Genomic DNA, 23,910 nt, shown 5'->3' on the forward strand with positions numbered 1-23,910 from the left:
GCGGCTGCGGAGCCTCCCAGAACCGGGGCACGAGGCGGCCGTCGGCCACGACCGGGCCGGACGCGTCATGGTGGTGCGCGCAGTGGAGGACCGACAGGTGTTGTCCGCCGAAGAACTCGATGTCCTCAGGCAGATCCAGTTGGAAGAACTGCGCCGGCCGCTCGCCGCGGAAGCAGCGCGGCCACTCCTGGCCGTCGTCGAAACAGGGCCACCCGCCGACCGAGTTCCGGGCCGGCCGGTCCAGGGGCTCCGTACCGATCTCGATCCTGTACTCGGGGAGCGCCGCCCGCTCCTCCTCCAGTCCGGCCCGGCTCACCGGCCGGCGTCCAGCACGGTCCGGCGGATGAGGGGCCGGTCCCACGAGGAGTTCGTCGGCGATGTCGAGGACCGGCAGCGGGTACGGTTCGCCCTGCACCTCGATGCCGGCCGCCGACAGGCTCCGGGGGACGGCGCCGGCGTCGAGCAGGACCCGCCAGTCCTCGGGACCGAGGCTCAGATACTCCAGACCGGTCAGCCCGGCGATCTCCAGGGGATCGGCGAGCGTACCCGGGTGGACGGTGAGGGTTCGCAGACGGGGAAGTCCGGCGACCGGGGCGAGGCTGATCGGCTCGCCGTCCCACACGCCGATGCCGAGCACCTCCAGCTCGGGACGGGCGGCAGCCTCCACACTCCGCAGGGCGCTGACGTTCACCCGGGCCACCACCGGCGGGCTGTCCGTGCCACGGTCCTGGTGCCGGCCGCCGGGTCGGCTGATCACCATGTCGGTGAGGGAGCCGGCGCGCAGTCCGGCACCGGTGGTCCGCTCGTGGTCGATCACGATGACCTGCCCGGTGTGTCCGCCCGGGCCGGGCGTCAGGTCGACGGCCAGCCGGTCGCCGCCCCCGTTGTCGCCGAAGACGATCCAGCCGGGCGAGCCGACGAGGCCCTGCACGGCGGCCTCCGAGCCGGTGACGACGGCATCGTCGGCAGCGAACTGCCACGGGCAGGGACGTGAGGCCGCGTCCGCGATGTAGAGCTTGTCCAGGGAGAAGAGCTCACAGCCGACCGCGTCGCTGACGCGTCCCCGTGCCGCGTGGTCGCCACCCCAGTCCTCCCGCCGCGCCCGGGTCACCCGGTACAGCGCCTTGAGCTCGTCGGGCAGTACGACACCGAGACGCGCTTCCGCTTCCGCCATCTCCTCCTCGGTGGCCCCGATGGCGTCGGGAAGCCGCTCACGGAGGATCCGCTCCAGCAGCGCCGGATCCGCGGACGGCGCAGGTGTGGCTCCCGGCACCGCCTCGGGCAGGCGTCGCCAGGGCTCCGGAACGGCGCCCTCGACCAGGAGCAGGGCACCCACGAAGGGGCTGACGACGCCGTGCTCCACGGCAGGGCCCACGTCGATGACGTGAAGCAGCGACCTTCCGTCCGGCGCCGTCTCGACCATGTACGAAACGCTGCTCGCCCCGTCGGCTCGGAGGGCGTCCTGCACCCGTTCCACGGCGGTGAACTGGTCCTGCATGGCCACCTGAAGGGACTGCCCCGGCATCGGGAACGGCTGCGGAGCGGGTGGGGTCCAACTGCCGAGACCGATCTGGCCCGTGAACCACCCTCCCGGCGCGGCGAGCTGTTCCGCGTGGGCATTCCGCACCAGCCGCAGCAGGGGCTCCCAGGCCGCGAGGTCATGTATCGAGGACAACGGTGTTCTCCGGACGGTCGGTTGTCGAGGACGGGAAGGCGATGAGGCGCGGGAGGACGTGGCTCAGTCGCCCGAGTATCCGAAGATGCCCAGGTGCGTCGGTTCGGGCTGGTCGTCGGCATGGAGGAGGACGTACACACCGGTCCACCGCATACGGCACTCGTCCAGCAGCGTCTCCTCGGGATCGGGCGGGAGCCGGTCGGCCGTGCGGGCGTGGTCGAGGAGTTCCTCGAAGCGAACCGGCGTCGGCCGGACGGTGCCGAAGTGGTGGAGGACGCGTTCCGGCGCCAGGGGACGCAGTGTCCCGTAATCCTCGACGTTGCGGGGATCGGGCGCCGCCGTCGAATGGACGACACGCTGGATGTCGAGGATGGAGTGCGTTCCCTCCTCATCCATGAACTCTTCGTCGGCCCAGAGGTCGTCCGGACAGCCGTACATGTCGTCGTGGCCGTAGTACTCGTCGAAAACCCGCCGGTGCAACGCCGCCAGCGATGTCTCGACGCTGCCTTCGTACGCGGTGACGTACTCCCACCCACTGGCGCCCACGGTCGTCCCCCTCTGCCTCGCATGGATCCGGCGTGATCCTAGGTCCGCCCACTGACACCGAGCGGGGCAGTCGCAGGAGGACGCTTCGGTCGCTCGGCGCGGGAGCGATGATTTCAGGCGGCGGACGGGGTCTGCTCTTCATGACTCGTCACACCACCACCGTCAACGCCAACGAGGTCACCTTGGGCGTCGAGTCGTTCGGTGACGACGACGCGCCGCTCGTCCTGCTCGCGGGCGGGACGACGATGCTCTCCTGGCCCGACGCGCTGTGCCGGCGCCTCGCCGCCGGCGGGCGCCGCGTCGTGCGCTACGACCTGCGGGACAGCGGCGCGTCGACGACGCTCGACCCGGAGGCTCCCGCCTACACCCTGCGCGACCTCGCCGCCGACGCGGCGGCCCTCGCCGACGCGCTCGGCGGCCGGCCCGCGCACCTCGCGGGGATCGGCGTCGGCGGGATGGTCGCCCAGGTGGCCGCGCTCGACCACCCGGCCGCGTTCTCGGCGCTCACGCTGGTCGGCACCCGCGCGGTCGCGCCCGGCCCGCCCGACGACGACCTCCCCGACCACGACCGGGCGACGATGAGCCGGCTGTTCGCGCACGCCATGCCCGACTGGAGCGACAGGGAGGCGGTCGCGGACTTCGCCGCGGCGGGAGCGGAGATCCTCGGCGACGACCCCGTCGCCGCACGTGCGGTCGCCGCGCGCGTCTGGGACCGCACGCCCGGCACCGCACCGGCGGTCCAGATGGCCAACCAGCTGGGCATGGTCTTCTCCCGGCTGGACTGCGCACCCCGCTGGCGCGAGCGCCTGCCGGAGATCGAAGTGCCCACGCTCGTGGTCCACGGCCGCCGCGACCGGTTCTTCCCTGTCGGCAACGCCGAGGCGATCGCACGCGAGATCCCCGGGGCACGGCTGCTCGTCCTGGAGGAGGCCGCCACGGCGATCCCGGATACGGCGGCCGGCGCGGTCGCCGAGGCGATGCTCACGCTCGGACAGGTGACGGCGGGTGACAGGCGGGCCCGGCCCCCACGTCGGTGAGAGGCCGTTGCACACCGATGGTCAGCGGTGGCCGTCCTCTTCCCTCAGCCGCTCTCCCGGCACGTTCGCACGGTCCGGCTGGAGCACCAGGTCGCACTGGTACCAGGTGCCCGGCTCACCACTGAGGTGGGCCGGGTCGGCCGGACCGACGGGGACGAACCCGGCCTTGGCCAGTACCTTCTGCGAGGCGGCATTCCGGAGGGTGGTGGCCGCCCGCAGGGTGCGCAGCCCGTACTGGGCCGCCGCCAGCCTGCACAGCTCCCGGACGGTCGCGGTCGCCACGCCACGACCGGCGACACGCTGGGCGACCCGGTAGCCGAGTTCAGCGGTGCGGTCCTCGATGTCCATCAGGTTGAACCGGCCGAGAACCGAGCCGTCCTCGGCGACGAGCACGTGGAAGGCGCAGACACCCGCTTCCTGCTCGGCCAGCAAGGCGTTGAACCGGGCCGTGAACCGGTCGAAGAACTCGTCGCCTCGGTCGGGGACGGAGGCGGCGAAGTAGGCGCGGTTCGCCCGCTCGAAGGCCAGGACCGCCGGGGCGTGACCGGCGTGCAGCCGTTTCAGCTCGGACATTCGCCCGACCTTACCCAGGTTGCCCGCCGTGGCCACCTGGGTTTCTGCCGGCGGCGCACAGCCCCGGCCTGCACGGCGTCGGCCCGGAGGCGAGGGTGACGCGTACTCGGCGCTCCCGGAGATCCGCGGCGCGGCGGGCGCGTCGGTGTACGCGGGCCGGCCGGCGAAGTGAGAGGGCACCCGGTCCGCGCGTCGCTGCGGGTGCGCGCGGACCGGGGCCGTACAGGGGGAGAGCCCCGGAGGGGGGCTCAGTGTGCGGACGACGCGAGCGGGCGCGGCTTCAGGGCCGCGGTGTGCGCGTCCATCCGCTCGGCGGCCAGGATCGCCGCCGCCGTGTCCGCGCGGGACGCGGCGACGACCAGGGCGCGTCCGGCGAGCGCGTGCGCCCTGCGGTGCAGGGCCGACGCGTCCGCCTCGCGGCCGCGCGTGGACGTCGTCGCACGGGCCGGCGTATGTCCTCCCCGCAGGCGGGTGATCTCCTGGGCGAGCCGCTCGGCCGCCGTGTCCAGATCGGCCGAGGGCGCTGCCACCCGCAGCTCGTCGGTGACGGCGAGCAGCGCAGCGAGATGGCCCGCGAGCTGGATGTCCAGCTCCTCCTCACGGGACCGGTGGGGGAAGTCGTCAGGGCCGGCCATCGTGCTGTGGACCGACTTGGAGCGGATCGGCTCGTACATGGATGGCCTCCTGGGTGCTGACAGGAAGCCATCCTAGCTTAGATTCTGTCTAAAGTTGAGTCGTACTCGAGAGTGATCAGCCCTCAGGGCAGTGGCCGGCCCTCGGCGCGGGGAGCGGTCAGTGCTGGCCGTAGCCGTCCAGGAAGCGGGCGATGCGGCCGACCGCGTCCCGCAGGTCCGTGACCGAGGGAAGGGTGACGACCCGGAAGTGGTCCGGCTCGGGCCAGTTGAAGCCCGTGCCCTGCACGACCATGATCTTCTCGCGGCGCAGCAGGTCCAGCACCATCCGCCGGTCGTCCTTGATCTTGAAGACGTCGGGGTCGAGCCGCGGGAAGAGGTACAGCGCGCCCTTGGGCTTGACGCAGCTCACGCCCGGGATTTGCGTCAGCAGCTCGTACGCCGTGTCCCGCTGTTCGCGCAGCCGTCCGCCTGGCAGCACCAGGTCGTTGATCGTCTGGCGTCCGCTGAGCGCCGCGACCACCCCGTGCTGCCCCGGCATGTTCGCGCACAGGCGCATGTTCGCCAGGATCGTCAGGCCCTCGATGTAGGAGTCGGCGTGGGCGCGCGGGCCGGAGATCGACATCCAGCCCACCCGGTAGCCGGCCACCCGGTACGCCTTCGACATGCCGTTGAAGGTGAGGGTGAGCAGGTCGGGGGCGACCGAGGCGGTCGGGATGTGCCGGGCGTCGTCGTAGAGGATCTTGTCGTAGATCTCGTCCGAGCAGACCAGCAGGTTGTGGCGGCGGGCGATGTCCGTCAGACCCTTGATGACCGCCTCGTCGTAGACCGCGCCGGTCGGGTTGTTCGGGTTGATGATGACGATCGCCTTGGTGCGGTCGGTGACCTTGCGCTCGATGTCGGCGAGGTCCGGCATCCAGTCGGACTGCTCGTCGCAGCGGTAGTGCACCGCCGTGCCGCCGGAGAGGGAGACGGCCGCCGTCCACAGCGGGTAGTCCGGCGCGGGGACGAGCACCTCGTCGCCGTCGTCCAGCAGGCCCTGCATCGCCATCACGATCAGCTCGGACACGCCGTTGCCGATGAAGACGTGCTCGACGTCGGTCTCGATGCCGAGCGTCTGGTTGTGCATGACGACGGCCCGGCGCGCGGCCAGCAGGCCCTTCGCGTCGCCGTAGCCGTGCGCCGAGGACACGTTGCGGAGGATGTCCTCGAGGATCTCGGGCGGGCATTCGAAGCCGAACGCCGCCGGGTTGCCCGTGTTCAGCTTGAGGATGCGGTGACCGGCGGCTTCCAGCCGCGTCGCCTCCTCGAGCACCGGGCCCCGGATCTCGTAACAGACGTTGGCGAGCTTGGTCGACTGGATCACCTGCATGCTGGGAGCTTACGGCCCGGTATGGCCCTTCGGGCCGTGTTTTCCGCCACGTGAGACGCGTCGGTTCGGGTGGTTTTGTCCTCGGGGTGGGCCGGGGTGTGCGGACCGGGTGCCTCCCGGGTGCGGGCCGGGTGTGCGCCTCCATGACCTCCACACCGAGCCTCCCCGCCTCGGGCTCCCCTTTCTCCGTGCGATCAGGTCAGGCTGAGGGCCTTGCCGCGTTCGGTTACCGGCGGGAAACAAAGCCTTGCCCCTCAGGCGTCCGCGCACTGACAATGCGCATGACAACCTTGTGGGCGGCCGGAGGATTTCCGGCCGCCCGACGCCGCAATGAGGGGACCCCCATGAGAAAACCTCTCGTCGTCGCGCTCTGCGCCCTGGCACTCGCCGGGGCGGGCGCGACCCCCGCGGTCGCCGCCGCGCCATCCCCCACGGGCGCGGACACGACCACGGGCACGGCCCCGGCCACGTCGTCACTGACGGACGTCGTCAACGACACGGTCGGGGCCGTCGCGGACACCCTGTCGGGGCTCACCGCGCCGAAGGCCGGCGCGGTGAACTTCGCGGGCACCGTCTCGCTGAGCAACTGCTCCGGCTCCGTCGTCCGCATGCCGGACTCGGCCGCCTCCGACCCGGCGCTGGTCCTCACCAACGGCCACTGCCTGGAGAGCGGCTTCCCCGCGCCCGGCCAGGTCCTCACCGACCGGGCGTCCAGCCGCACCTTCGGCCTGCTGAACGCCTCCGGCGCCAAGGTCGCCACCCTGCGCGCCGACCGGCTGGTCTACGCGACCATGACCGACACCGACGCGGCGATCTACCGCCTGAACACCACGTACGCGCAGATCAAGAGCGCCTACGGGATCGACCCGCTCACCCTCAGCGGCAGCCGCCCCGCCGCCGGCACCGCCATCAGCGTGGTCTCCGGCTACTGGAAGCGGATCTACAACTGCTCCGTCGACGGCTTCGCGTACCGGCTGAAGGAGGGCGACTGGACCTGGAAGGACTCGGTCCGCTACACCTCCGCCTGCGACACCATCGGCGGCACCTCCGGCTCCCCGGTCGTCGACGACGCCACCGGCCAGGTGGTCGCCGTCAACAACACCGGCAACGAGGACGGCGGCCGCTGTACGGTCAACAACCCGTGCGAGGTCGACGAGAACGGCGGCGTCACGGTCCGCCAGGGCATCAACTACGCCCAGCAGACCTACCCCTTCACCGCCTGCTTCACCACCGGCAACCGCCTCGACCTGAGCGCGAGCGGCTGCACCGTGCCCAAGCCCTGACGGGCCCGCCCGCCTCGACGGGCCCGACGGGGCGGGCGGGGCGGGCGGTCAGCGCGGACTTCTGCGCACCGCCCGCCCCGCCAGCACGTCCGTGCGCCGCCCGTCCTCGATCACGAACCGCCCGTCGGCCAGCACGTACGGGATGCCCGTGGGCAGTGTCCTGGGCTCCGCGAACGTCGACCCGGCGTCCACCGTCCGCGGGTCGAACAGCACCAGGTCCGCCTTGTAGCCCTCGCGGACCAGACCCCGGTCCGGCAGCCGCAGCCGCGCCGCCGGACGCGAGGTCAGATGCGCCACGCACTCCTCCAGCGACAGCACCCCCAGCTCCCGCACGTAGTGACCCAGATAGCGGGGGAACGTCCCGTACGCCCGCGGGTGCGGCTTGGCGCCCTGGAGGATTCCGTCCGAGCCGCCCGTGTGCACCCGGTGGCGCATGATCTCCCGCACGTTCTCCTCGTGGCCCACGTGCTGGAGGATCGTCGGGGCGAGCCGGTCCTTCAGCAGCAGCTCCCGCGCCACCGCCCAGGGCTCCTCCCCGCGCGCCCGCGCCGCCTGAAGCACCGTACGGCCCACGTACTCACCCAGCGCCGGGTCGCCGACGCCCGAGATCTCGATGGTCTCCCACTCCACCGGGACGCCGTGGCAGCCGTCCGAGCCGGTGACCTCCAGGTGGTGCCTGATCCGCTCGGCCGTGCCGTCGTCCGCGAGCCGCCGCAGGATCTCCTCCGGGCCGCCCTCGCTCGCCCAGCTCGGCAGCAGCGCCACCAGGGTCGTGCAGCCCGGGGTGTACGGGTAGGTGTCCAGGGTGATGTCGGCGCCCGCGTCCAGCGCGTCGTCGAGGAGCGCCAGCAGCTCGGGCGCCCGGCCCTTGTTCACGCCGAAGTTCATGGTGGCGTGCGCGAGATGCAGCGGGCAGCCCGCCTCCCGGGTCAGGGCCACCATCTCCGCGTACGCCTCCAGCGCGCCGGCGCCGTAGGAGCGGTGGTGCGGGCAGTAGTAGCCGCCGTACGACGCCACCACCCGGCACAGCTCGGTCAGTTCGGCGTCCGGGGCGTACATGCCGGGCGTGTACGTCAGCCCCGACGACATGCCGACCGCGCCCTGCTCCATGCCCTCCGCGACCAACTGCCGCATCCGGTCCAGCTCTTCGGGCGTGGCCTCGCGGTCCTCCCAGCCGACGGCGAGCGCGCGCACGGTGCCCTGCGGGATCAGGTACGCCGCGTTCACCGCGATGCCCCGGTCCAGCCGGTCCAGGTACTCGCCCACGGACCGCCAGTCGACGTCCACGTCGTCACCGGGGCCGTTCCACCCGGCGATCGCCCGCCGCACCTCGCCCAGCGTCCGGTCGTCCACCGGCGCGTACGACAGCCCGTCCTGGCCCAGGACTTCGAGCGTGACGCCCTGCGCCGCCTTGGCGCTGTGGTCGGGGTCGCGCAGCAGCGCGAGGTCGCTGTGCGCGTGCATGTCGATGAAGCCGGGGGCCAGCACCAGCCCCTCCGCGTCCAGTTCGCGCCGCGCCTTCGGACGCTGGCAGCCGGCGTCCGCCGCCTCCTTCACGATGGAGACGATGCGACCGCCGTCCACCACCACGTCCGCGCGGTACGAGTGGTCGCCGGAGCCGTCGACGACGTCCGCGTCCCGGATGACGAGCTCTTCCATGCGCCGGCCCTCCTAGAAGAACGTACGGATGTAGTCGACCACCGTGCCGTCCGCCTCCGCCACGGGAATCAGCACCCACTTGTCGAAGGACGTGCAGGGGTGGGACAGGCCGAGGCCCACCCAGTCTCCCACCTCCAGGTCCGCCTCCTCGGAGGTGCGCAGCCACGCGTGCTGGTCGGACAGACCCGTCACCTCGATCCCCGTGGCCGGCCGCTCCGCCCCGTCCCTGCGCACCACCCGGGCCACCGGCAGATCCAGGTCGTACGCCGCGTCCCGCTTGCCCGCGTTGGTGAACGCCTGCTGTGCCGACGGCCGCGACACCACCTGCGTCCACAGCCGGAACGCCGGCTCCAGACCGCCCTCCCGCGGCACCCGGTTGAACGGCGTCAGCCGCTCGTAGTGCCCCTCGTCGTGCGACACGTACGCGCCCGACCGCAGCAGCTTCAGCACCGGCGCCGACAGCTCCGGGACCTCCGCGAAGACGTCCGCCACCGCGTCGAACCAGGCGCTGCCGCCCGCGCTCACCACGATCTCGTCCAGCCCCGCGAACCGCCCCGCCTTGTCGAAGTCCACGGCCAGCGCCACCAGCCGCCGCAGCCATGCCCGCACCCGCTCCGGATCGGCCCCCGGCACCTCGCCCTCGTACCCGGCGACCCCGACCAGCCGTAGGGTCCGCGTGCCCGCCACCGCGTCGGCGACGGCCGCGCACTCGGCCTCCGTCCGCACCCCGGTGCGCGCGCCCTCACCGGCGCCCAGCTCGACGACGACGTCCACGGGGCGGGAGGCGCCGCCCGCGGTGAGCGCCGCGTCCATCAGCTCCACCCCGCGCACGGAGTCGACGTAACAGACGAACCGGAACGCCGGGTCGGCGTCCTGCTCGGCGGCGACCCAGCGCAGCGCCGCCGCGTCGACGAGTTCGTTGGCGAGGAAGACGCGCCGGATGCCGTACGCCCGCGCCACCCGCACCTGGTGCGGAACGGCGAGCGTGATGCCCCACGCGCCCCGCTCGATCTGCCGCTGGAAGAGCTGCGGCGCCATGGAGGTCTTGCCGTGCGGCGCGAAGGCCAGTCCGTGCCGCTCGGCGTACGTCTCCAGCGCCGCCAGGTTGTGCTCCAGACGCTCGGCGGACAGCGCGAGCACGGGCGTGGTGAAGCCGTCCGTGAAGAGGTTCCGGCGCTGCGCGGCCAGCTCGCCGACCGTGAGGCCGGCGGCGTCCGGCGGGAGGCCCTTGAAACGGTGGTCGACCCGTTCCTCGGTGAGGCGGGCCAGAGCGTCGAGGACCATCGGAACCTCCCTGATCAGGCGTGTTGCATTGCTTGCAACATCCATTGCGTATATCGCTTAACGCTGTCTAACATCTCGGCCACGTGCGGTCAACGGCGACCGCCCCACCCGCAGAAGAGAAGGAGTCACGCCGTGGACGTTGTCGCGCTCGGCGAGTCCATGGTGACGTTCCTGCCCTCCCAACCCGGCCGCCTCGCCGACGTCCCCGCGTTCCACCGGTCGATCGGGGGCGCGGAGTCCAACGTGGCGTGCGCGCTCGCGGCGGCCGGCCACACCACCCGGTGGGTCAGCCGGGTCGGCGCCGACGGGTTCGGCGACCACCTCGTCGAGGCGATCGGCGGCTACGGCGTCGACGTGTCCCACGTCCGCCGTGACCCGGACCGCCCCACCGGCGTCTACTTCCGCACGGCCGGCGACCGCGCGGACGACGCCCACGAGGTCGCGTACTACCGGGCGGGCTCGGCCGCGTCGGCGATGTCACCGACGAGCGTGGACCTGGACGCGGTACGGGCGGGACGCGTGCTGCACCTGTCGGGCATCACGGCGGCCCTGTCCGAGGACTGCCTGACCCTGATGCGCGAGCTGACCGCCCCGCACGCGGGGCGCCCTCTGATCTCCTTCGACGTGAACCACCGCCCGGGCCTGTGGGGCGAGGGCCAGGATGCGGAGGTGCTGCTGGATCTGGCCCGCGGGGCGGACATCGTCTTCGTGGGCGAGGACGAGGCGGAGGAGGCCTGGGGCCTCACGGGCGGCCCGACGGCCATCAGAGAGGCACTCCCCGAACCGGATGTGCTGGTGGTGAAGCAGGGCGCGGTGGGGGCGGTGGCGTTCTGCCGCCCGCCCGCGGGCGATCGTGCCGCTGGGGCGGCACGGGCGGGCGCGGACGGCACCCCGCAGTCGCCGGGCTGCGACAACACCCCCCGCCCAGCCGCAACGGCCCCGGCCTTGAACGTCGACGTGGTCGCAACAACCGGCGCAGGCGACGCCTTCGCAGCAGGATTCCTCTCAGCAACCTTGCGCGGCCTGCCGCTCAAGACCCGCCTCCGCCAAGGCCACCTCACCGCCGCCGCCACCCTCACCACCCCCGGCGACGTGACGGAACCCCCCGCCCGCCCCCTCGCCGACCGCCTCGCCGCCCTGGACGACCCCGCGTGGGGGAGACTGCGACTCGGCCCCGGCTGGACAGACGCCGACGCAGAGGCCGTAGAGGAGGCACGCACCCCATGAGCCAGACCGTAGACCGCGCCCTGAGCATCCTTCCGCTGCTCGCGGAGGGCCCCGCCGACCTGGGCCAGGTCGCCGACCGCCTCGGCGTGCACAAGTCCACCGCCCTCCGCCTCCTGCGCACCCTCCACGAGCACGGCCTGGTCTACCGCCAGTCCGACCAGCGCTACCGCCTCGGCGCCCGCCTGTTCGCCCTCGCGCAGGAGGCGATGGAGAACCTCGACGTGCGCGAGATCGCGCACGCCCACCTCGTACGCCTCAACGAGACCTGCGGGCACACCGTGCACCTCGCCGTGTACGAGGAGAACGAGGTCCTCTACATCGACAAGGTGGAGAGCCGCTACCCGGTCCGCATGTACTCCCGTATCGGCAAACCGGTCGCCATCACCGTCGCCGCCGTGGCCAAGCTGCTTCTCGCCGACCTGCCCGAGCACGAGCGCCGCGCCCTCGCGGAGAAGCTCGACTACCCCATGTACACGCCCCGTTCGACGCCCCACGCGGCCGCGTTCCTCCAGGAGCTGGCCAAGGTGCGCGAACAGGGCTGGGCCACCGACCTCGGCGGCCACGAGGAGTCCATCAACTGCGTCGCCGCGCCGATCCGCGGCGCCGACGGCCGGGTGGTCGCCGCGATGTCGGTCTCCGCGCCGAACGTCGTCGTCACCGCCGACGAACTCCTCACCCTGCTCCCGCTGGTGCGCCGTACCGCGGACGCCATCAGCGGCGAGTACTCCGGCCGTACCCCGGCAGAACCGAAGTAAGGACACCCCCGCATGACCGAGAAAGTCGCGCTGACCCCGAAGACCCACACCACCCCGCCCGCGAAGTTCTCGCACGGCGTCCGCAAGGGCAACATCCTCCAGGTGGCCGGCCAGGTCGGCTTCCTGCCCGCCGAGGAGGGCAAGCCGCCCACGCCCGCCGGTCCCACCCTGCGCGAGCAGACCCTCCAGACCCTCGCCAACGTCAAGGCGATCCTCGAAGAGGGCGGCGCGAGCTGGGACGACGTGATGATGATCCGCGTCTACCTCACCGACGTGGACCACTTCGCCGAGATGAACGAGATCTACAACACCTACTTCGAGGAGCAGGGCCTCACCCAGCCGCCCGCCGCCCGCACGACCGTCTACGTCGGTCTGCCCGCCGGCCTCCTCATCGAGATCGACGCGCTCGCCGTCCTCGGCTGACCCGCGCCGGACCCCCCCACCGCACCGCCGTACGACATCACGGCACGGTGTCCCGCACCCCTGGGACGCCGTGCCGCGATCCCCCCTGCCCGAAAGCCTCATGCCCTTACCCAGAGGACCCCCGATGTCCCTTCCGTTCCTTCCGCTCGCCGCATCCGCGCCCGCCGAGACACCACCGCACACCGGAGGACTGCTCCTCCTCGTCGACGGCACCGCGGGCCTGCTCACCGTGGCCGCCATCGGCATCGCGCTGCTGCTCTTCCTGATCATCAAGGTCCGCCTCCAGCCGTTCGTCGCGCTGCTCGGCGTCTCCATAGCCGTCGGCCTGCTCGCCGGCCTGTCGGTCACCGAACTCTTCGGCACGGTCCAGCGGTCGGACGCGGTGTCCACCATCGAGTCGGGGATGGGCGGCATCCTCGGCCATGTCGCGATCATCATCGGCCTGGGCACCATGCTCGGCGCGATCCTCGAAGTCAGCGGCGGCGCCGAGGTGCTGGCGGGCCGGCTGCTCGGACTGTTCGGCGAGAAGCGGGCGCCCCTCGCGATGGGCCTGACCGGCCTGATCTTCGGCATCCCGGTCTTCTTCGACGTCGGCATCTTCGTCCTCGCCCCGATCGTCTACGCCGCCGCCAAGCGCTCCGGCAAGTCGATCCTCCTCTACTGCCTCCCCCTCCTCGCCGGTCTCTCCGTCACCCACGCCTTCCTGCCCCCGCACCCGGGCCCGGTGGCCGCCGCCGGACTGCTCCACGTCGACCTCGGCTGGGTCATCCTCATGGGCGTCGTCTGCGGTCTGCCGGCCGTCGCCGCCGCGTGGGTCTACTCCGCCTGGATCGGCAAGCGCATCTTCGTCGCCGTCCCGCAGGACATGGTCGAGGCCGCCCAGGAGGCCAAGGACGCCGTCGCCGCCGAACAGCGCGCGTCGGGCGTGCAGCCGCGTGAGACGCCGGTGCCGCTCGCCACGGTCCTCGGCATCATCGGCACGCCGCTGATCCTGATCCTCGCGGCGACCTTCTCCTCCATCGCGCTGGACGAGTCCACGCTCCGCTCGGTCATCGAGTTCTTCGGCCACCCCTTCGTGGCCCTCACCCTCGCCCTGTTCCTCGCGTACTACCTGCTCGGCATCCGGCGCGGCTGGTCCCGCAAGTCCCTGGAGACGGTGTCCACTTCCTCGCTCAAGCCGGTCGGCAACATCCTGCTGGTGGTCGGCGCGGGCGGCGTCTTCGGCGCCGTCCTCAAGGGCAGCGGGGTCGCCCAGGCGCTGTCCGACACCTTCAACGACGTCGGCCTCCCGGTGATCGTCCTCTCCTACCTGATCTCCGTGGTGCTGCGGGTCGCGCAGGGCTCGGCGACGGTGGCGATCGTGACGACGGCCGGCATCGTGGCGCCGCTGCTGTCCGAGGGCGACCACTCGCAGGCGTTCGTGGCGCTCGTCATCATGGCCATCTCGGCGGGCTCCATCTTCGCCTCGCACGTCAACGACGGCGGCTTCTGGATGGTCGCCAAGTACTTCGGCATCACCGAGCGGGACACGCTGAAGACGTGGACGGTACTGGAGAGCGTGCTGTCCGTCGCCGGCTTCGTCGTCGCGGCGGCGCTGAGCCTGGTGGTGTGAGCCCGGCGGGCGCGCGAGGCGTGGTGCCCGTGTAGGCGTCTGATAACGAAGTCGGGGCTGGCTGTGACGCGCACAGGTTCGTCGACCATACTCCTGCGGTGTGGAGCAGCGCATAGGTTCGAGCAGCAGCAAGCCTCTGGAGGGCGCCGGGTTCGACCCGGCCTTCATCCCCGGGCTCACCGCGCCCGGCACGGACGAGGCCACGGAGGCCGGGGAGTCCGCCGACTCCCCGGCCTCCGAAGCCGAAGCGGAAGGTGAAGCCGAAGGCGTGAAGGCCGCCGAGGTCTCCGAGGAGGCCGGGGAGGCCGGGGACGACGAGCCCGAGCCCGAACCCGTCCCCGACGGGCCCGTCTTCGAGGCGTCCGACCGCCGTGCCGCCATCGTCGCCGACCACCGCGGCGTGCGGCTGAAGCTGGACGACCAGGAGTGCGAGTTCCGCTGGGACGAGATCGGCGCGGTGGAGACGGAGACGGCCCGCTTCGGCAAGCGGTACACCGTCACCGTCCATACGCCCGAACGGCGTTGGTACCCCATCGAGATCGAGGCCGACTCGCGCCGCCGGTTCGCCGAGTGGGACGACGCCCTGGACAAGGTCCTCGACGAGTACTTCGACGACGGCGCCGAGGAGCCGGCCGACAAGCCGGCCGACGAACCATCCGAGACGTCGGCCAAGGCCAAGGACAAGGACAAGGACAAGGCCGCCGACCGCGCCTGATCCCGCCGTCGGTCCCGCCAGGGGGAACCGGTGAAGATCCCGGCACGCCCTCTTGTGGGACCGGCACCCGTCCGCTTTCTTGACCTCATGGCGGACACCACGGGAAACACCCAGGACATCGGTGCGCAGGACGGGCCCGGCCCTCAGCCGCGCAAGTCCAGTTGGCGCTACATCGGCCCCGGCATCGTCGTCGCCGCGACCGGCGTCGGCGCCGGGGACCTCGTGGCCACCCTCATCGCCGGCAGCAACTTCGGCTACACCCTGCTGTGGGCCGCGGTCGTCGGCTGCCTGGTGAAGATCTCCCTCGCCGAGGCGTGCGGCCGGTGGCATCTGGCCACCGGGCGCACGCTGTTCGACGGCTGGGCCGGCCTCGGACGCTGGACCACCTGGTTCTTCGCCGTCTACGCCGTCATCTGGGGCTTCGTCTACGGCGCCGCCGCCATGTCGTCCAGCGCGCTGCCGCTCCAGGCGCTGTTCCCGGACGTGATGGACCTGGAGTACTGGGGCATCGCCTGCGGCCTGGTGGGCCTGGTCTTCGTCTGGTTCAACAAGTACGCGGTGTTCGAGAAGGTCATGACCGTCCTGGTGGGCGTCATGTTCGTGGTGACCGTCTACCTGGCCGTCCGCGTCACGCCCAACCTGGGCGACGCCTTCGCCGGCCTCCTCCCCGTGCTGCCCGACGAGAAGGACTCCGTCCTCAACACCCTCGGCCTGATCGGCGGCGTCGGCGGCACCATCACGCTGGCCGCCTACGGCTACTGGGTCAACGCCAAGGGCTGGACCAACACCGGCTGGATGAAGGTGATGCGGCTGGACAACCGCGTCGCCTACCTCACCACCGGCGTCTTCGTCGTCGCGATGCTGTTCGTCGGCGCGGAGCTGCTGCACTCGGCGAACATCGCCATCTCCAGCGGCGACCAGGGGCTGATCCAGCTCGGCGACATCCTGGAGGACCGGTACGGTTCGACCACCGGCACGCTGTTCCTGATCGGCTTCTTCGCCACCTCCTTCACCTCCCTGATCGGCGTCTGGCACGGCGTGAGCCTGATGTTCGCCGACTTCCTCGCCCGGCAGCGCGGCGAGCGGCAGGCACGCGCCGACGAGCTGGCCTCCGGGCGCCGGGAGCGCTCCTGGGCCTTCCGCGCGTACCTGCTGTGGCTGACCTTCCCGCCGATGATCCTGCTGTTCCAGGACGAGCCGTTCCGGCTGATCATCATCTACGGCGTGCTCGGCGCGGCCTTCATGCCGTTCCTGGCCCTCACCCTGGTGTGGCTGCTCAACTCCTCCCGCACCCCGCGCGAGTGGCGCAACGGTCCGCTGAGCAACGGCATGCTGACGGTCGCGGGCCTGCTGTTCCTGGTGCTCGCGGTCAAGCAGATCTGGGACCAGCCCTGGTCGGAGTTCTTCTGACCGGCCCGCCGTCCCGCCCCTCGTCTCACGCCCCCGCGTCCCACTCCGTGCTCAGCGCGATCTCCCGCAGCTGCGTCAGGGTGAGCGCGGGGGTGTCGCGCGTGGCGTCCTGGTCCTGGGCGGGCGTGTTGAAGGCGCTGACGACGACGCGCAGCCCGTCGGGGCGCAGGGTGTCGGCGGTCCACATGACGACGCCCTGGCCTTCCTTCTCCCCGCCCGACGTCCGGGTGGTGACCAGCCTGCCGTCGGGCAGCTTCTCGGCGTCCCCGAACAGCTCGTCGGCCATGTCCGACATGCCGGGCTGCACGTTGACCTGGACGAGGCTGCCGCCCTTGCCGTCGTCGACGACGAGGAAGGCGTAGTCGTCCTTGCCGCCCTTCCCGGTCACGGTGAGCCCGTCAGGCAGCAGACCGGCCAGCGTGTCGCCGATCGAACCGGTGGGCAGGCCCTCCGGAATGGCGTCCACGACCCGCCGCCACACGTCGGCGGTGACGACCTTCTTCATCTGCGCCTCGGACAGCGGAGGCCGCGGACGGGACACCGGGGCGTCCTTCTGCGCCGGGGCGTTCCACTCGCTCAGCGAGACGTGCTGGCCCTTGCGCGTGACCAGTTCGGCGTTCCACCACTTGGTGTCCACGCGCCGGTCGGGATACTCGTAGCCGCGGAACAGCATCAGCCGGGAGCCGTCCGGCAGCCGGGTGGAGGTGCAGCTGTCGTAGTCGACGAACTCCTTGTCCGGGCAGGTCGTCACCTCACGGGCCTGGTCGCTGTCCGGCTCCACACGGTTGAGGGTCAGGTCGATCGCCGCCGCGCCCTTGCCGTCGTCGAACACCACGTGCGCGTACGGAGGCGTCGACGACTCCGTGCCCTCGGCCGCCTCCTCGCTGAACGTGCCGCGCGGCAGCAGCTTCTTGAGCGACCGCAGGAGGTCGTCGCCCGTGTAGGAGGCGGCCCCGGGCGAGGTGCTCGACGCCGGGCTCCCGGTGGTGGCCGGCCCGGTGGCCGCCGAGGTGCGGAGGGGGTCGGTGGCGTCGGCGGCGTTGCCCGGCACGAGCAGCGCCCCGCCCACCCCCACCAGGGCGACAGCGGCCGCCCCGCCCAGCACGGCGGAGCGCCGCAGCAGCTGGGTCCGGCGTCCGCGCACCCGGCCCCCGGTGACCAGGGCGGCCGGGTCGTCGGTACGGAAGCTGTGGCCGGTGTCGCGCAGCGCTGTGGCGAACCGGTCCTCGAAGAGGTCGGTGTGCTGGTTCTCGGGCATGACGAACCACCCTTTCCACGGGGGTGAGGTATGTCGGACGAAGAGGTGATGCTGAGGCGGCTGTCAGGGGCGGGAGTACTCGTGGACGTCCTCGCCCAGCAGCTGCCGCAGCCGGCCGAGCGCGCGGACGCACCGGGTGCGCACGGCCGCCGAGCTGACGTTCAGCACGTCGGCGGTCTGCTCCACCGAGAGGTCCTCCCAGTAGCGCAGGACGACGACGGCACGGTCCTTGGCGGGCAGCCGGGCGAGCGCGGCCATCAGCGTCAGCCGCAGCGGCGCGTCGCCGTCGCCGGTGCCCGGCAGGTCGGGGAAGGTGTCGGTCGCCCGCTCCCGGCTGCTGCGCAGCCGCCGGTGGGCGAGGAAGGTGCGGGTGAGCACGGTCTGCGCGTACGCGGCCGGGTTCTCCGCCCGGGAGACGCGACCCCAGCGGACGTACAGCCGGCCTAACGTCTCCTGCACGAGGTCCTCGGCGAGGTGCGTGTCCCCGGCGGTGAGCAGGCACGCGGACCGGTACAGGTGACCCGCCCGCGCGGAGGCGAACTCCGCATAGTCCTCCGTGCGCCGCTGCCTCATCCGCCGTCCCCCCGTCACGCCCACCGAACCGCTCTCACCTCTTTGATGCGGTGGGGGCGGGGAAATGTTTCATGGAGTGCCGGACACAGCGCGCGCCGCCCGTTGTCAGTGGCCGCTGTCAGGATGACCGCGTCATTCACCGGCGCACACGAGCGCCGCCCGTCGACCTTCCCTGGAGCCGCCGTGGGCATGATCGGAGAGTACGCGCGCCTGACGCCCGCCGAGTTCGAGCGCGCGGTCGGCGACCCGGACTGGGCGTACCGGCGCGTCCAGGAGCTGACCGAGCAGGAGTGGGACGAGAAGCTGCCGTGGGACCGGGCGCGCCGCTTCGACACCGACAAGATGTGGCACGCCCTCGACTTCCTGCTCCGGCGTATCGGCTTCCCCGTCGACATCGTCTTCGGCGAGGAGGAGATACCCGGGGCGGAGGAGTGGAGCTACGGGCCGCCCCGCTGCCTCACCCCCGCCCAGGTCCGCGCCGCCGCCGACGCCGTCGACGCCACGCCTTCCGCCCGGCTGACCGAGGGCGTCACCCCGGCCGAGCTGGCCGAGGCCGACATCTACCCCACGGTCGTCTGGGAGCGCGGCGAGCCGGTGGACGAGGTGACCGCCCACTACGAGGCCCTGGCGGTGTTCCTGCGGGCGGCGGCCCGTGACGGGGACGGCGTCCTGGTCTGGATCAGCTGAGCGCGCGGACGCCGACCGCCCCTGCCCGGTGAGCCGGGCAGGGGCGGTCGTGAAGGGAGACGCGCCGGTTACGGCAGTGCGTGGACGTGCGGGCCCACCGCGTTGGACCAGGCGTTGCCCGCCGTCGCGTCCCAGTTGGTGGACCAGGTCATCGCGCCGCGCAGACCCGGGTAGGTCTTCGACGGCTTGAAGGAGCCGCAGTTGGTGCCGCGGGTCAGGCAGTCCAGGGCGGCGTTCACCACGGACGGCGCGACATAGCCGCTGCCCGCGCCCCGCGTCGAGGCCGGCACGCCGATGCCCACCTGGGAGGGGTCGAGGCCGTTCTCCAGCTGGATGCAGGCCAGCGCGGTGAGGAAGTCCACCGAGCCCTGGCTGTAGACCTTGCCGTCGCAGCCCAGCATGGAACCGCTGTTGTAGTACTGCATGTTGACGACCGTGAGGATGTCCTTCACGTTCAGCGCGGTCCGGAAGTAGGAGTTGGACGCCGACTGCATGTCGATGGTCTGCGGCGCCATCGTCAGGATCATCGACGGGCCCGCCTTCGCGGACAGCGACCGCAGCGCCTGCGTCATGTAGGTCGCGTTGAGGCCGTTCTCCAGGTCGATGTCGACGCCGTCGAAGCCGTACTCCTGCATCACGGCGTACACCGAGTTCGCGAAGTTGGCGGCCGAGGTGGAGTCGTTCACCGAGACGGTGCCCCGCTCGCCGCCCACCGAGATGATGACCTTCTTGCCGGCCGCCTGCTTGGCGCGGACGTCCGCCTTGAACTGGTCGACGGTGTAGCCGCCCAGGCCCGCCGAGTCCAGGTTGAAGGTGACGGCGCCCGGGGTGCCCGTGGCGTCGGCGAAGGCGACCGCGATGATGTCGTACTGGTTCGGGACGTCGGAGATCTTCTGCACGGCCGCGCCGTTGTTGAAGTTCTGCCAGTAGCCGGTCACCGCGTGCCGGGGCAGGTCACCGCCCCCGTTGCCGCCGTCCTCGCGGGTGCGCACGGACACCGCGGCCGACTTGGCCGACTCGCCGGCCGCGTTGGTCGCCGCGACCTGGAAGGAGTACGACGTGTCGGCCGCGAGCCCGGTCACGGTCGCCGAGGTGCCGGTCACGGCGGTCGCCCGGGTGCCGTCGCGGTAGACGGTGTAACCGGTCGCGCCGGACACCGCGTTCCACGTCAGCGTCGCCGAGGTGGCGGTCGTGCCGGAGACGGTCAGGCCGGCCGGGGTGGCCGGGACCGTCGGCTCCGGGTCGCCCCCGCCGCCCCCGTCGGGGCCGAGGACGGACAGGTCGTCCACGTAGTAGGGCTGCTGGCCGTACCAGCCGTGGGTGTAGACCGTCACCGACGTGGTGTTCGCACCCGTGGAGAAGCTGGTCGACAGCTGCTTCCAGGAGGAGGAGTCCGGGGTCCAGGTGGACACGTCCGTGGTGCCGGTGCCGGTCACGCCCAGGTAGGCGTACCCGCCCTGCACCCAGCCGGTCAGCCGGTACGTGGAGTTGGGGCGTACCGCGACCGTCTGGGAACAGCGGGCGTTGTCCTGCCCGGCGGGCGTGGCCTTCAGCGCGGCCGAACCGGCGTGCACGGGGGAGGAGACGACGCTGCCGTTGTTCGCGGAGCAGGTCCAGCCGCTCAGGCCCGACTCGAATCCGGCGTTCTTCGCGTTGTTGACGTCGGCCGCGGTCGCCTGGCCCGCGCCGGCGAGGGGAAGGGCGAGGGCCAGGGCGGAGACGAGGGCGGCCGCCCAGGGGCGTCCGCCGCGTCCGGGCATGCGTGGTACGCGGTCCACTTGGGGCCTCCGGTGGGGGAGTTGGGGAGGGGAAGCGACGGTGGCCACCGTTGATGTCCACACCGTGGTCCAGACCAATCGCGTTGTCAATAGGTCCAGACCGGAAACGGCGGCGCCCGAGCTGGAGTAGGGCGGCGGACGGGTGGGAAGCGTGGTCCGGAGGAGGCGGAGCGGGTCCGGCGTCAAGCCGGGTGCACCAAACCCACACGGTCGGTGCCGTATCGAGACCGGCGAGATGATCGGCCTGCCCCGGTTTGGCGCGAAGTGTGTGCCGGAAGTTGCGCTCCGGCTGCTCAAAGGCTGTTCTCCGGTCACAGACCCGCGGATACAGTGCTGAGGTAGTCACGCAGTGAAGTCACGAGGGTGCACCGGAGTAACACCCGGTGGGCCGACGGGCATGGGGAGAACGGGGAGCCGCGCGTGCCAACTGCCATTGCCGTGACCGGCGCCGACATGGCGCTGCCGGCGCACGACGAACGGACCCTGCCCGCCGTCGTGCTGCGCGACGTCGACACCCGCCCGCTCGACCAGGTGCTGACCGAACTCCAGGCGGTCGTCGAGGCGCACGGCCATGTCGTCGTCGTGTGCTCCCCGGCCACCCCGGAGTCCGTCCTGCGGCGGCTGCACACCCTGCGCTCCCTCCTGGAGAGCGACCGGATAGCCCTGTTCCGCCCCGACCTGCCGCCGCTCGCCGTCGCCGTGCTGGCCCGCCAGCTGCGCCAGCTCGCCTCCTGCGACATCGGACCCGGCGTGCTGGCCTCGGCCGGCCGCCTGCTCACCCACTACCTGCACGCCGGGGCGCTGCTCGGCTCCGTTGCCCGCCTCGACCGGATCCCCGTCGACCTCAAGCAGCACGCCAAGTCCTGGCTGCCCGGCAGCCAGTTCGCCGTCCTCGCCCACCCCCAGCCGCAGCTCGTCCGCCTCGGCCCCGACGCCATGCTGGCCGGACCCGAGTTCGGCACCTGGATGCTCGTCGCCCGCGGCCAGCTCCCGTCCGACTGGGTCACCAGCACCCTGGCCCCCGCCTGGCGGGTGCAGGGGCTGCGCGAGGCCCCGCTGCCCGCGGAGTCCGGACGCTGGTGGGGCACCGGCAAGCTCGTCGAGTTCTGCACCTACCTGCCCGACCTGTCCGTGCTCTACCAACTGGTCACGTCCGTACGGCGCGGCGCCTGCCACTGGTGCGGCATCGACGTCATCGGCGACCGCTGCGTGTTCTGCTCGGCCACCCCGCCCGCCCCCGAGGGCAGACCGGCCCTCACCCGACGCACGTGACCCGTCCGTCCACCGCACGAGCCCGCACCGTCCCGCTCGACCGCCACCCCCCAACGAGGTTGCACGGTTCATGAACTCCCGTCAGCGCCGCGGCGTGATACTTATCCTCCTGTCGGTCCTGTGCGCCCTCGGCGCGTTCGCCGGCGTGCTCTCCGTCATCAACGACGTGCGCTCCAAGGTCGGCCCCGAGGTCGCCGCGTACCGGCTGAAGACCGACATCGCGCCCTACACCACCCTCGGCGCCGACCAGTTCGAGCGGATCGAGATGCCCGAGCGGTGGCTGTCGGACAACGCCGTCACCGACCTCGACGACATCCGCGGCAAGATCGCCGTCACCACCCTGCGCAAGGGGTCGCTGCTGCAGACAGACATGATCGTCGACCGGCCGGAACTCCAGCCGGGGCAGCAGGAGGTCGCCATCATGATCGACGCGGCCACCGGCGTGGCCGGCAAGATCACCCCGGGCTCCACGGTCAACGTGTACGCCACCTTCGAGGGGCAGCGCGAGGGCGACCCCGACCAGTCGAAGATCATCGTCACCAACGCCAAGGTCCTCGACGTCGGCCGGCTCACCGCCCTCCAGCCCGACGAGGACGACCGCCGCGGGCCCGCCGACGCCGTCCCCATCACCTTCGCGCTGTCCACCCTCGACGCCCAGCGCATTACCTACGCCGAGTCGTTCGCCCAGCGGGTGCGGCTCGCGCTGGTCGGCCCCGGGGGCGACACCGGCGTCCCCGAGAAGGACCGGACGTACGAACTCGCGCAGGACAAGTGAGAGGCCCGCATGTCCACCAGGATCCTCCCGGCCGTCGGTGACGCGGACGCCGTCCGGTCCCTCACCACCCTGATCGGCCAGCTCCCCGACGTGGAGCCGCTCGCCCCGGTGACCGACTCCACGCAGCTCGTCGACACCCTCTCCCGGCTGGCCGCCGAGTCCCTCGACGAACTGCCCGAGGTGGTCGTCGTCCACGAGCGGATCGGCCCCGTCCCCGCGCTGGAACTGATCCGCGAGGTCGCCCTGCGCTTCCCCGCCGCCGGCGTCATCCTCGTCACCTCCGACGCGAGCCCCGGCCTCTTCCAGGCCGCCATGGACTACGGCGCCCGCGGTCTGGTCGCCCTCCCGCTGGGCTACGAGGAACTCGCCAGCCGCGTCCAGGCCGTCGCCCAGTGGTCGGCCGGCGTACGGCGCCATCTGGGCGCCGGCAGCGACCCGGTCGGCGGGGCGGGCGGCACCGTCGTCACCGTCAGCGGCGCCAAGGGCGGGGTCGGCGCCACCCTCACCGCCGTCCAGCTCGCGCTCGCCGCCCAGACCTCCGGACGCGCCACCGCCCTGGTCGACATGGACCTCCAGACCGGCGACGTCGCCTCCTACCTGGACGTCCAGTTCCGCCGGTCCGTCGTCGACCTCGCCGCGATCCACGACATCTCCCCGCGCGTCCTCGCCGACGCCGTCTTCCGCCACGACAGCGGACTCGCCCTGCTGCTCGCCCCCGCCGAGGGCGAACGCGGCGAGGAGGTCACCGACCGGGCCGCCCGCCACATCGTCAGCGCCCTGCGCTCCCGCTACGAGGTCGTCGTCATCGACTGCGGCGCCCAGCTCGGCGGCGCGGGCGCGGCGGCCGTGGAGATGGCCGACCGGGCCCTGCTGGTCACCACCCCCGACGTCATCGCCGTACGGGGCGCCAAACGGGCGGTGCGGATGTGGGACCGGCTCCAGATCCGCAAGGCTGAGGAGACCACGGTGGTCGTCAACCGGCACACCCGGTCCACGGAGATCCAGCCGCCGCTCATCGCGCGCATCACCGGCACCGCCGTCGCCGCCACCACGGTCCCGGCCCACTTCAAGGAGCTCCAGGGTGTGGTGGACGCCGGGCGCGTGCACGAACTGGAGGCGAAGAGCACCGTGAAGCAGGCGATGTGGGCGCTGGCCGGCGAACTCGGGCTCGTACGGGCCCCGGAGACCGGCCACAAGGGCGGACGGCTGCGCGGCGACCGGGGCGCGGTGAGTTTCCGGCGGCGCAGGGACGGCACGGGATGAGGCCCGACCGGAGGCCGTGGGCGACGGGGCGGCGGTGGGCCGTCACGGGGCGGCGGGCCGCCGTCACGGGGCCGTTACGCGACCGGGGGCAGGTGACCGTC

At 72.1% G+C, this 23,910-nt stretch carries 21 protein-coding genes and 1 pseudogene; 12 read left to right on the forward strand and 10 right to left on the reverse strand.

Features of this window, described 5'->3' with window-relative positions:
- Positions 1-312: 312 nt before the first annotated feature.
- A pseudogene (locus ACFOSY_RS02805) lies at positions 313-1,675 on the reverse strand (SMI1/KNR4 family protein).
- Positions 1,676-1,738: 63 nt separating this feature from the next.
- Positions 1,739-2,221: a hypothetical protein gene (locus tag ACFOSY_RS02810; RefSeq protein WP_394305107.1), complete on the reverse strand. Its 483-nt coding sequence runs from the start codon at positions 2,219-2,221 to the stop codon at positions 1,739-1,741.
- Positions 2,222-2,361: 140 nt separating this feature from the next.
- Between ACFOSY_RS02810 and ACFOSY_RS02815 the strand changes: the two genes are divergently transcribed.
- Complete coding sequence (locus ACFOSY_RS02815; protein ID WP_394305108.1) at positions 2,362-3,258, forward strand: alpha/beta fold hydrolase; 897 nt, start codon at positions 2,362-2,364, stop codon at positions 3,256-3,258.
- A 21-nt stretch (positions 3,259-3,279) separates the two neighbouring features.
- On the opposite strand, the gene ACFOSY_RS02820 is transcribed toward ACFOSY_RS02815, so the two are convergent.
- The 3 genes from ACFOSY_RS02820 to ACFOSY_RS02830 all read right to left on the reverse strand — a co-directional run bounded on the left by ACFOSY_RS02820 (position 3,280) and on the right by ACFOSY_RS02830 (position 5,835).
- Entirely contained in the window at positions 3,280-3,831 is a 552-nt protein-coding gene (locus tag ACFOSY_RS02820; protein ID WP_394305109.1) for a GNAT family N-acetyltransferase, read from the reverse strand.
- A gap of 248 nt (positions 3,832-4,079) precedes the next feature.
- Positions 4,080-4,505 carry an SCO4983 family protein gene (locus tag ACFOSY_RS02825; RefSeq protein WP_394305110.1) on the reverse strand — a complete coding sequence of 142 codons (426 nt, stop codon included), beginning with the start codon at positions 4,503-4,505 and terminating at the stop codon, positions 4,080-4,082.
- Between the two features lie 118 nt (positions 4,506-4,623).
- Positions 4,624-5,835: a pyridoxal phosphate-dependent aminotransferase gene (locus ACFOSY_RS02830; RefSeq protein WP_394305111.1), complete on the reverse strand. Its 1,212-nt coding sequence runs from the start codon at positions 5,833-5,835 to the stop codon at positions 4,624-4,626.
- A gap of 344 nt (positions 5,836-6,179) precedes the next feature.
- On the opposite strand from ACFOSY_RS02830, the gene ACFOSY_RS02835 reads away from it, so the two are divergent.
- On the forward strand, positions 6,180-7,118 hold the full coding sequence (locus ACFOSY_RS02835) for a S1 family peptidase (protein ID WP_394305112.1): 939 nt from the start codon (positions 6,180-6,182) through the stop codon (positions 7,116-7,118).
- Between the two features lie 48 nt (positions 7,119-7,166).
- On the opposite strand, the gene ACFOSY_RS02840 is transcribed toward ACFOSY_RS02835, so the two are convergent.
- Together ACFOSY_RS02840 and ACFOSY_RS02845 are read right to left on the reverse strand one after the other, a co-directional pair.
- Positions 7,167-8,777: an N-acyl-D-amino-acid deacylase family protein gene (locus tag ACFOSY_RS02840; protein ID WP_394305113.1), complete on the reverse strand. Its 1,611-nt coding sequence runs from the start codon at positions 8,775-8,777 to the stop codon at positions 7,167-7,169.
- A gap of 12 nt (positions 8,778-8,789) precedes the next feature.
- Positions 8,790-10,061: an amino acid deaminase gene (locus ACFOSY_RS02845; RefSeq protein WP_394305114.1), complete on the reverse strand. Its 1,272-nt coding sequence runs from the start codon at positions 10,059-10,061 to the stop codon at positions 8,790-8,792.
- A gap of 132 nt (positions 10,062-10,193) precedes the next feature.
- Here ACFOSY_RS02845 and ACFOSY_RS02850 point away from each other — a divergent pair, with 132 nt between their 5' ends.
- The 6 genes from ACFOSY_RS02850 to ACFOSY_RS02875 all read left to right on the forward strand — a co-directional run bounded on the left by ACFOSY_RS02850 (position 10,194) and on the right by ACFOSY_RS02875 (position 16,203).
- Positions 10,194-11,288 (forward strand): sugar kinase, encoded by a 1,095-nt coding sequence (locus ACFOSY_RS02850; protein WP_394305115.1) that lies wholly within the window; start codon positions 10,194-10,196, stop codon positions 11,286-11,288.
- Positions 11,285-12,043 (forward strand): IclR family transcriptional regulator, encoded by a 759-nt coding sequence (locus tag ACFOSY_RS02855; protein WP_189404277.1) that lies wholly within the window; start codon positions 11,285-11,287, stop codon positions 12,041-12,043. The genes ACFOSY_RS02850 and ACFOSY_RS02855 overlap by 4 nt, the downstream gene beginning before the upstream one ends.
- 12 nt (positions 12,044-12,055) lie before the next feature.
- Entirely contained in the window at positions 12,056-12,466 is a 411-nt protein-coding gene (locus ACFOSY_RS02860) for a RidA family protein (protein WP_019522386.1), read from the forward strand.
- A gap of 124 nt (positions 12,467-12,590) precedes the next feature.
- The gene (locus tag ACFOSY_RS02865; protein ID WP_394305116.1) at positions 12,591-14,078 is read left to right on the forward strand and encodes a GntP family permease; all 1,488 of its coding nucleotides are present in this window, start codon (positions 12,591-12,593) and stop codon (positions 14,076-14,078) included.
- Positions 14,079-14,178: 100 nt separating this feature from the next.
- On the forward strand, positions 14,179-14,793 hold the full coding sequence (locus ACFOSY_RS02870; protein WP_394305117.1) for a hypothetical protein: 615 nt from the start codon (positions 14,179-14,181) through the stop codon (positions 14,791-14,793).
- An 87-nt stretch (positions 14,794-14,880) separates the two neighbouring features.
- Positions 14,881-16,203 carry an Nramp family divalent metal transporter gene (locus ACFOSY_RS02875; RefSeq protein ID WP_394305118.1) on the forward strand — a complete coding sequence of 441 codons (1,323 nt, stop codon included), beginning with the start codon at positions 14,881-14,883 and terminating at the stop codon, positions 16,201-16,203.
- Between the two features lie 25 nt (positions 16,204-16,228).
- On the opposite strand, the gene ACFOSY_RS02880 is transcribed toward ACFOSY_RS02875, so the two are convergent.
- Entirely contained in the window at positions 16,229-17,461 is a 1,233-nt protein-coding gene (locus ACFOSY_RS02880) for a hypothetical protein (protein WP_394305119.1), read from the reverse strand.
- 63 nt (positions 17,462-17,524) lie between these two features.
- On the reverse strand, positions 17,525-18,034 hold the full coding sequence (locus tag ACFOSY_RS02885) for a SigE family RNA polymerase sigma factor (RefSeq protein ID WP_394305120.1): 510 nt from the start codon (positions 18,032-18,034) through the stop codon (positions 17,525-17,527).
- A gap of 183 nt (positions 18,035-18,217) precedes the next feature.
- Between ACFOSY_RS02885 and ACFOSY_RS02890 the strand changes: the two genes are divergently transcribed.
- Complete coding sequence (locus ACFOSY_RS02890; protein WP_394305121.1) at positions 18,218-18,721, forward strand: YfbM family protein; 504 nt, start codon at positions 18,218-18,220, stop codon at positions 18,719-18,721.
- Positions 18,722-18,789: 68 nt separating this feature from the next.
- On the opposite strand, the gene ACFOSY_RS02895 is transcribed toward ACFOSY_RS02890, so the two are convergent.
- A complete protein-coding gene (locus tag ACFOSY_RS02895) occupies positions 18,790-20,499 on the reverse strand; it encodes a chitinase (RefSeq protein ID WP_394305122.1) in 1,710 nt (569 codons plus the stop codon).
- A gap of 438 nt (positions 20,500-20,937) precedes the next feature.
- On the opposite strand from ACFOSY_RS02895, the gene ACFOSY_RS02900 reads away from it, so the two are divergent.
- From ACFOSY_RS02900 to ACFOSY_RS02910, 3 genes are all read left to right on the forward strand, one after another.
- Entirely contained in the window at positions 20,938-21,771 is an 834-nt protein-coding gene (locus ACFOSY_RS02900; protein WP_394305431.1) for a hypothetical protein, read from the forward strand.
- 70 nt (positions 21,772-21,841) lie between these two features.
- Positions 21,842-22,546 carry a Flp pilus assembly protein CpaB gene (cpaB, locus tag ACFOSY_RS02905; RefSeq protein ID WP_225653611.1) on the forward strand — a complete coding sequence of 235 codons (705 nt, stop codon included), beginning with the start codon at positions 21,842-21,844 and terminating at the stop codon, positions 22,544-22,546.
- A 9-nt stretch (positions 22,547-22,555) separates the two neighbouring features.
- Complete coding sequence (locus ACFOSY_RS02910; RefSeq protein ID WP_394305123.1) at positions 22,556-23,809, forward strand: AAA family ATPase; 1,254 nt, start codon at positions 22,556-22,558, stop codon at positions 23,807-23,809.
- The last annotated feature ends 101 nt before the right edge of the window (positions 23,810-23,910 follow it).

Origin of the sequence: Streptomyces lusitanus (assembly GCF_042647945.1) — a bacterium.
Taxonomy (GTDB): Bacteria; Actinomycetota; Actinomycetes; order Streptomycetales; family Streptomycetaceae; genus Streptomyces; species Streptomyces pseudogriseolus.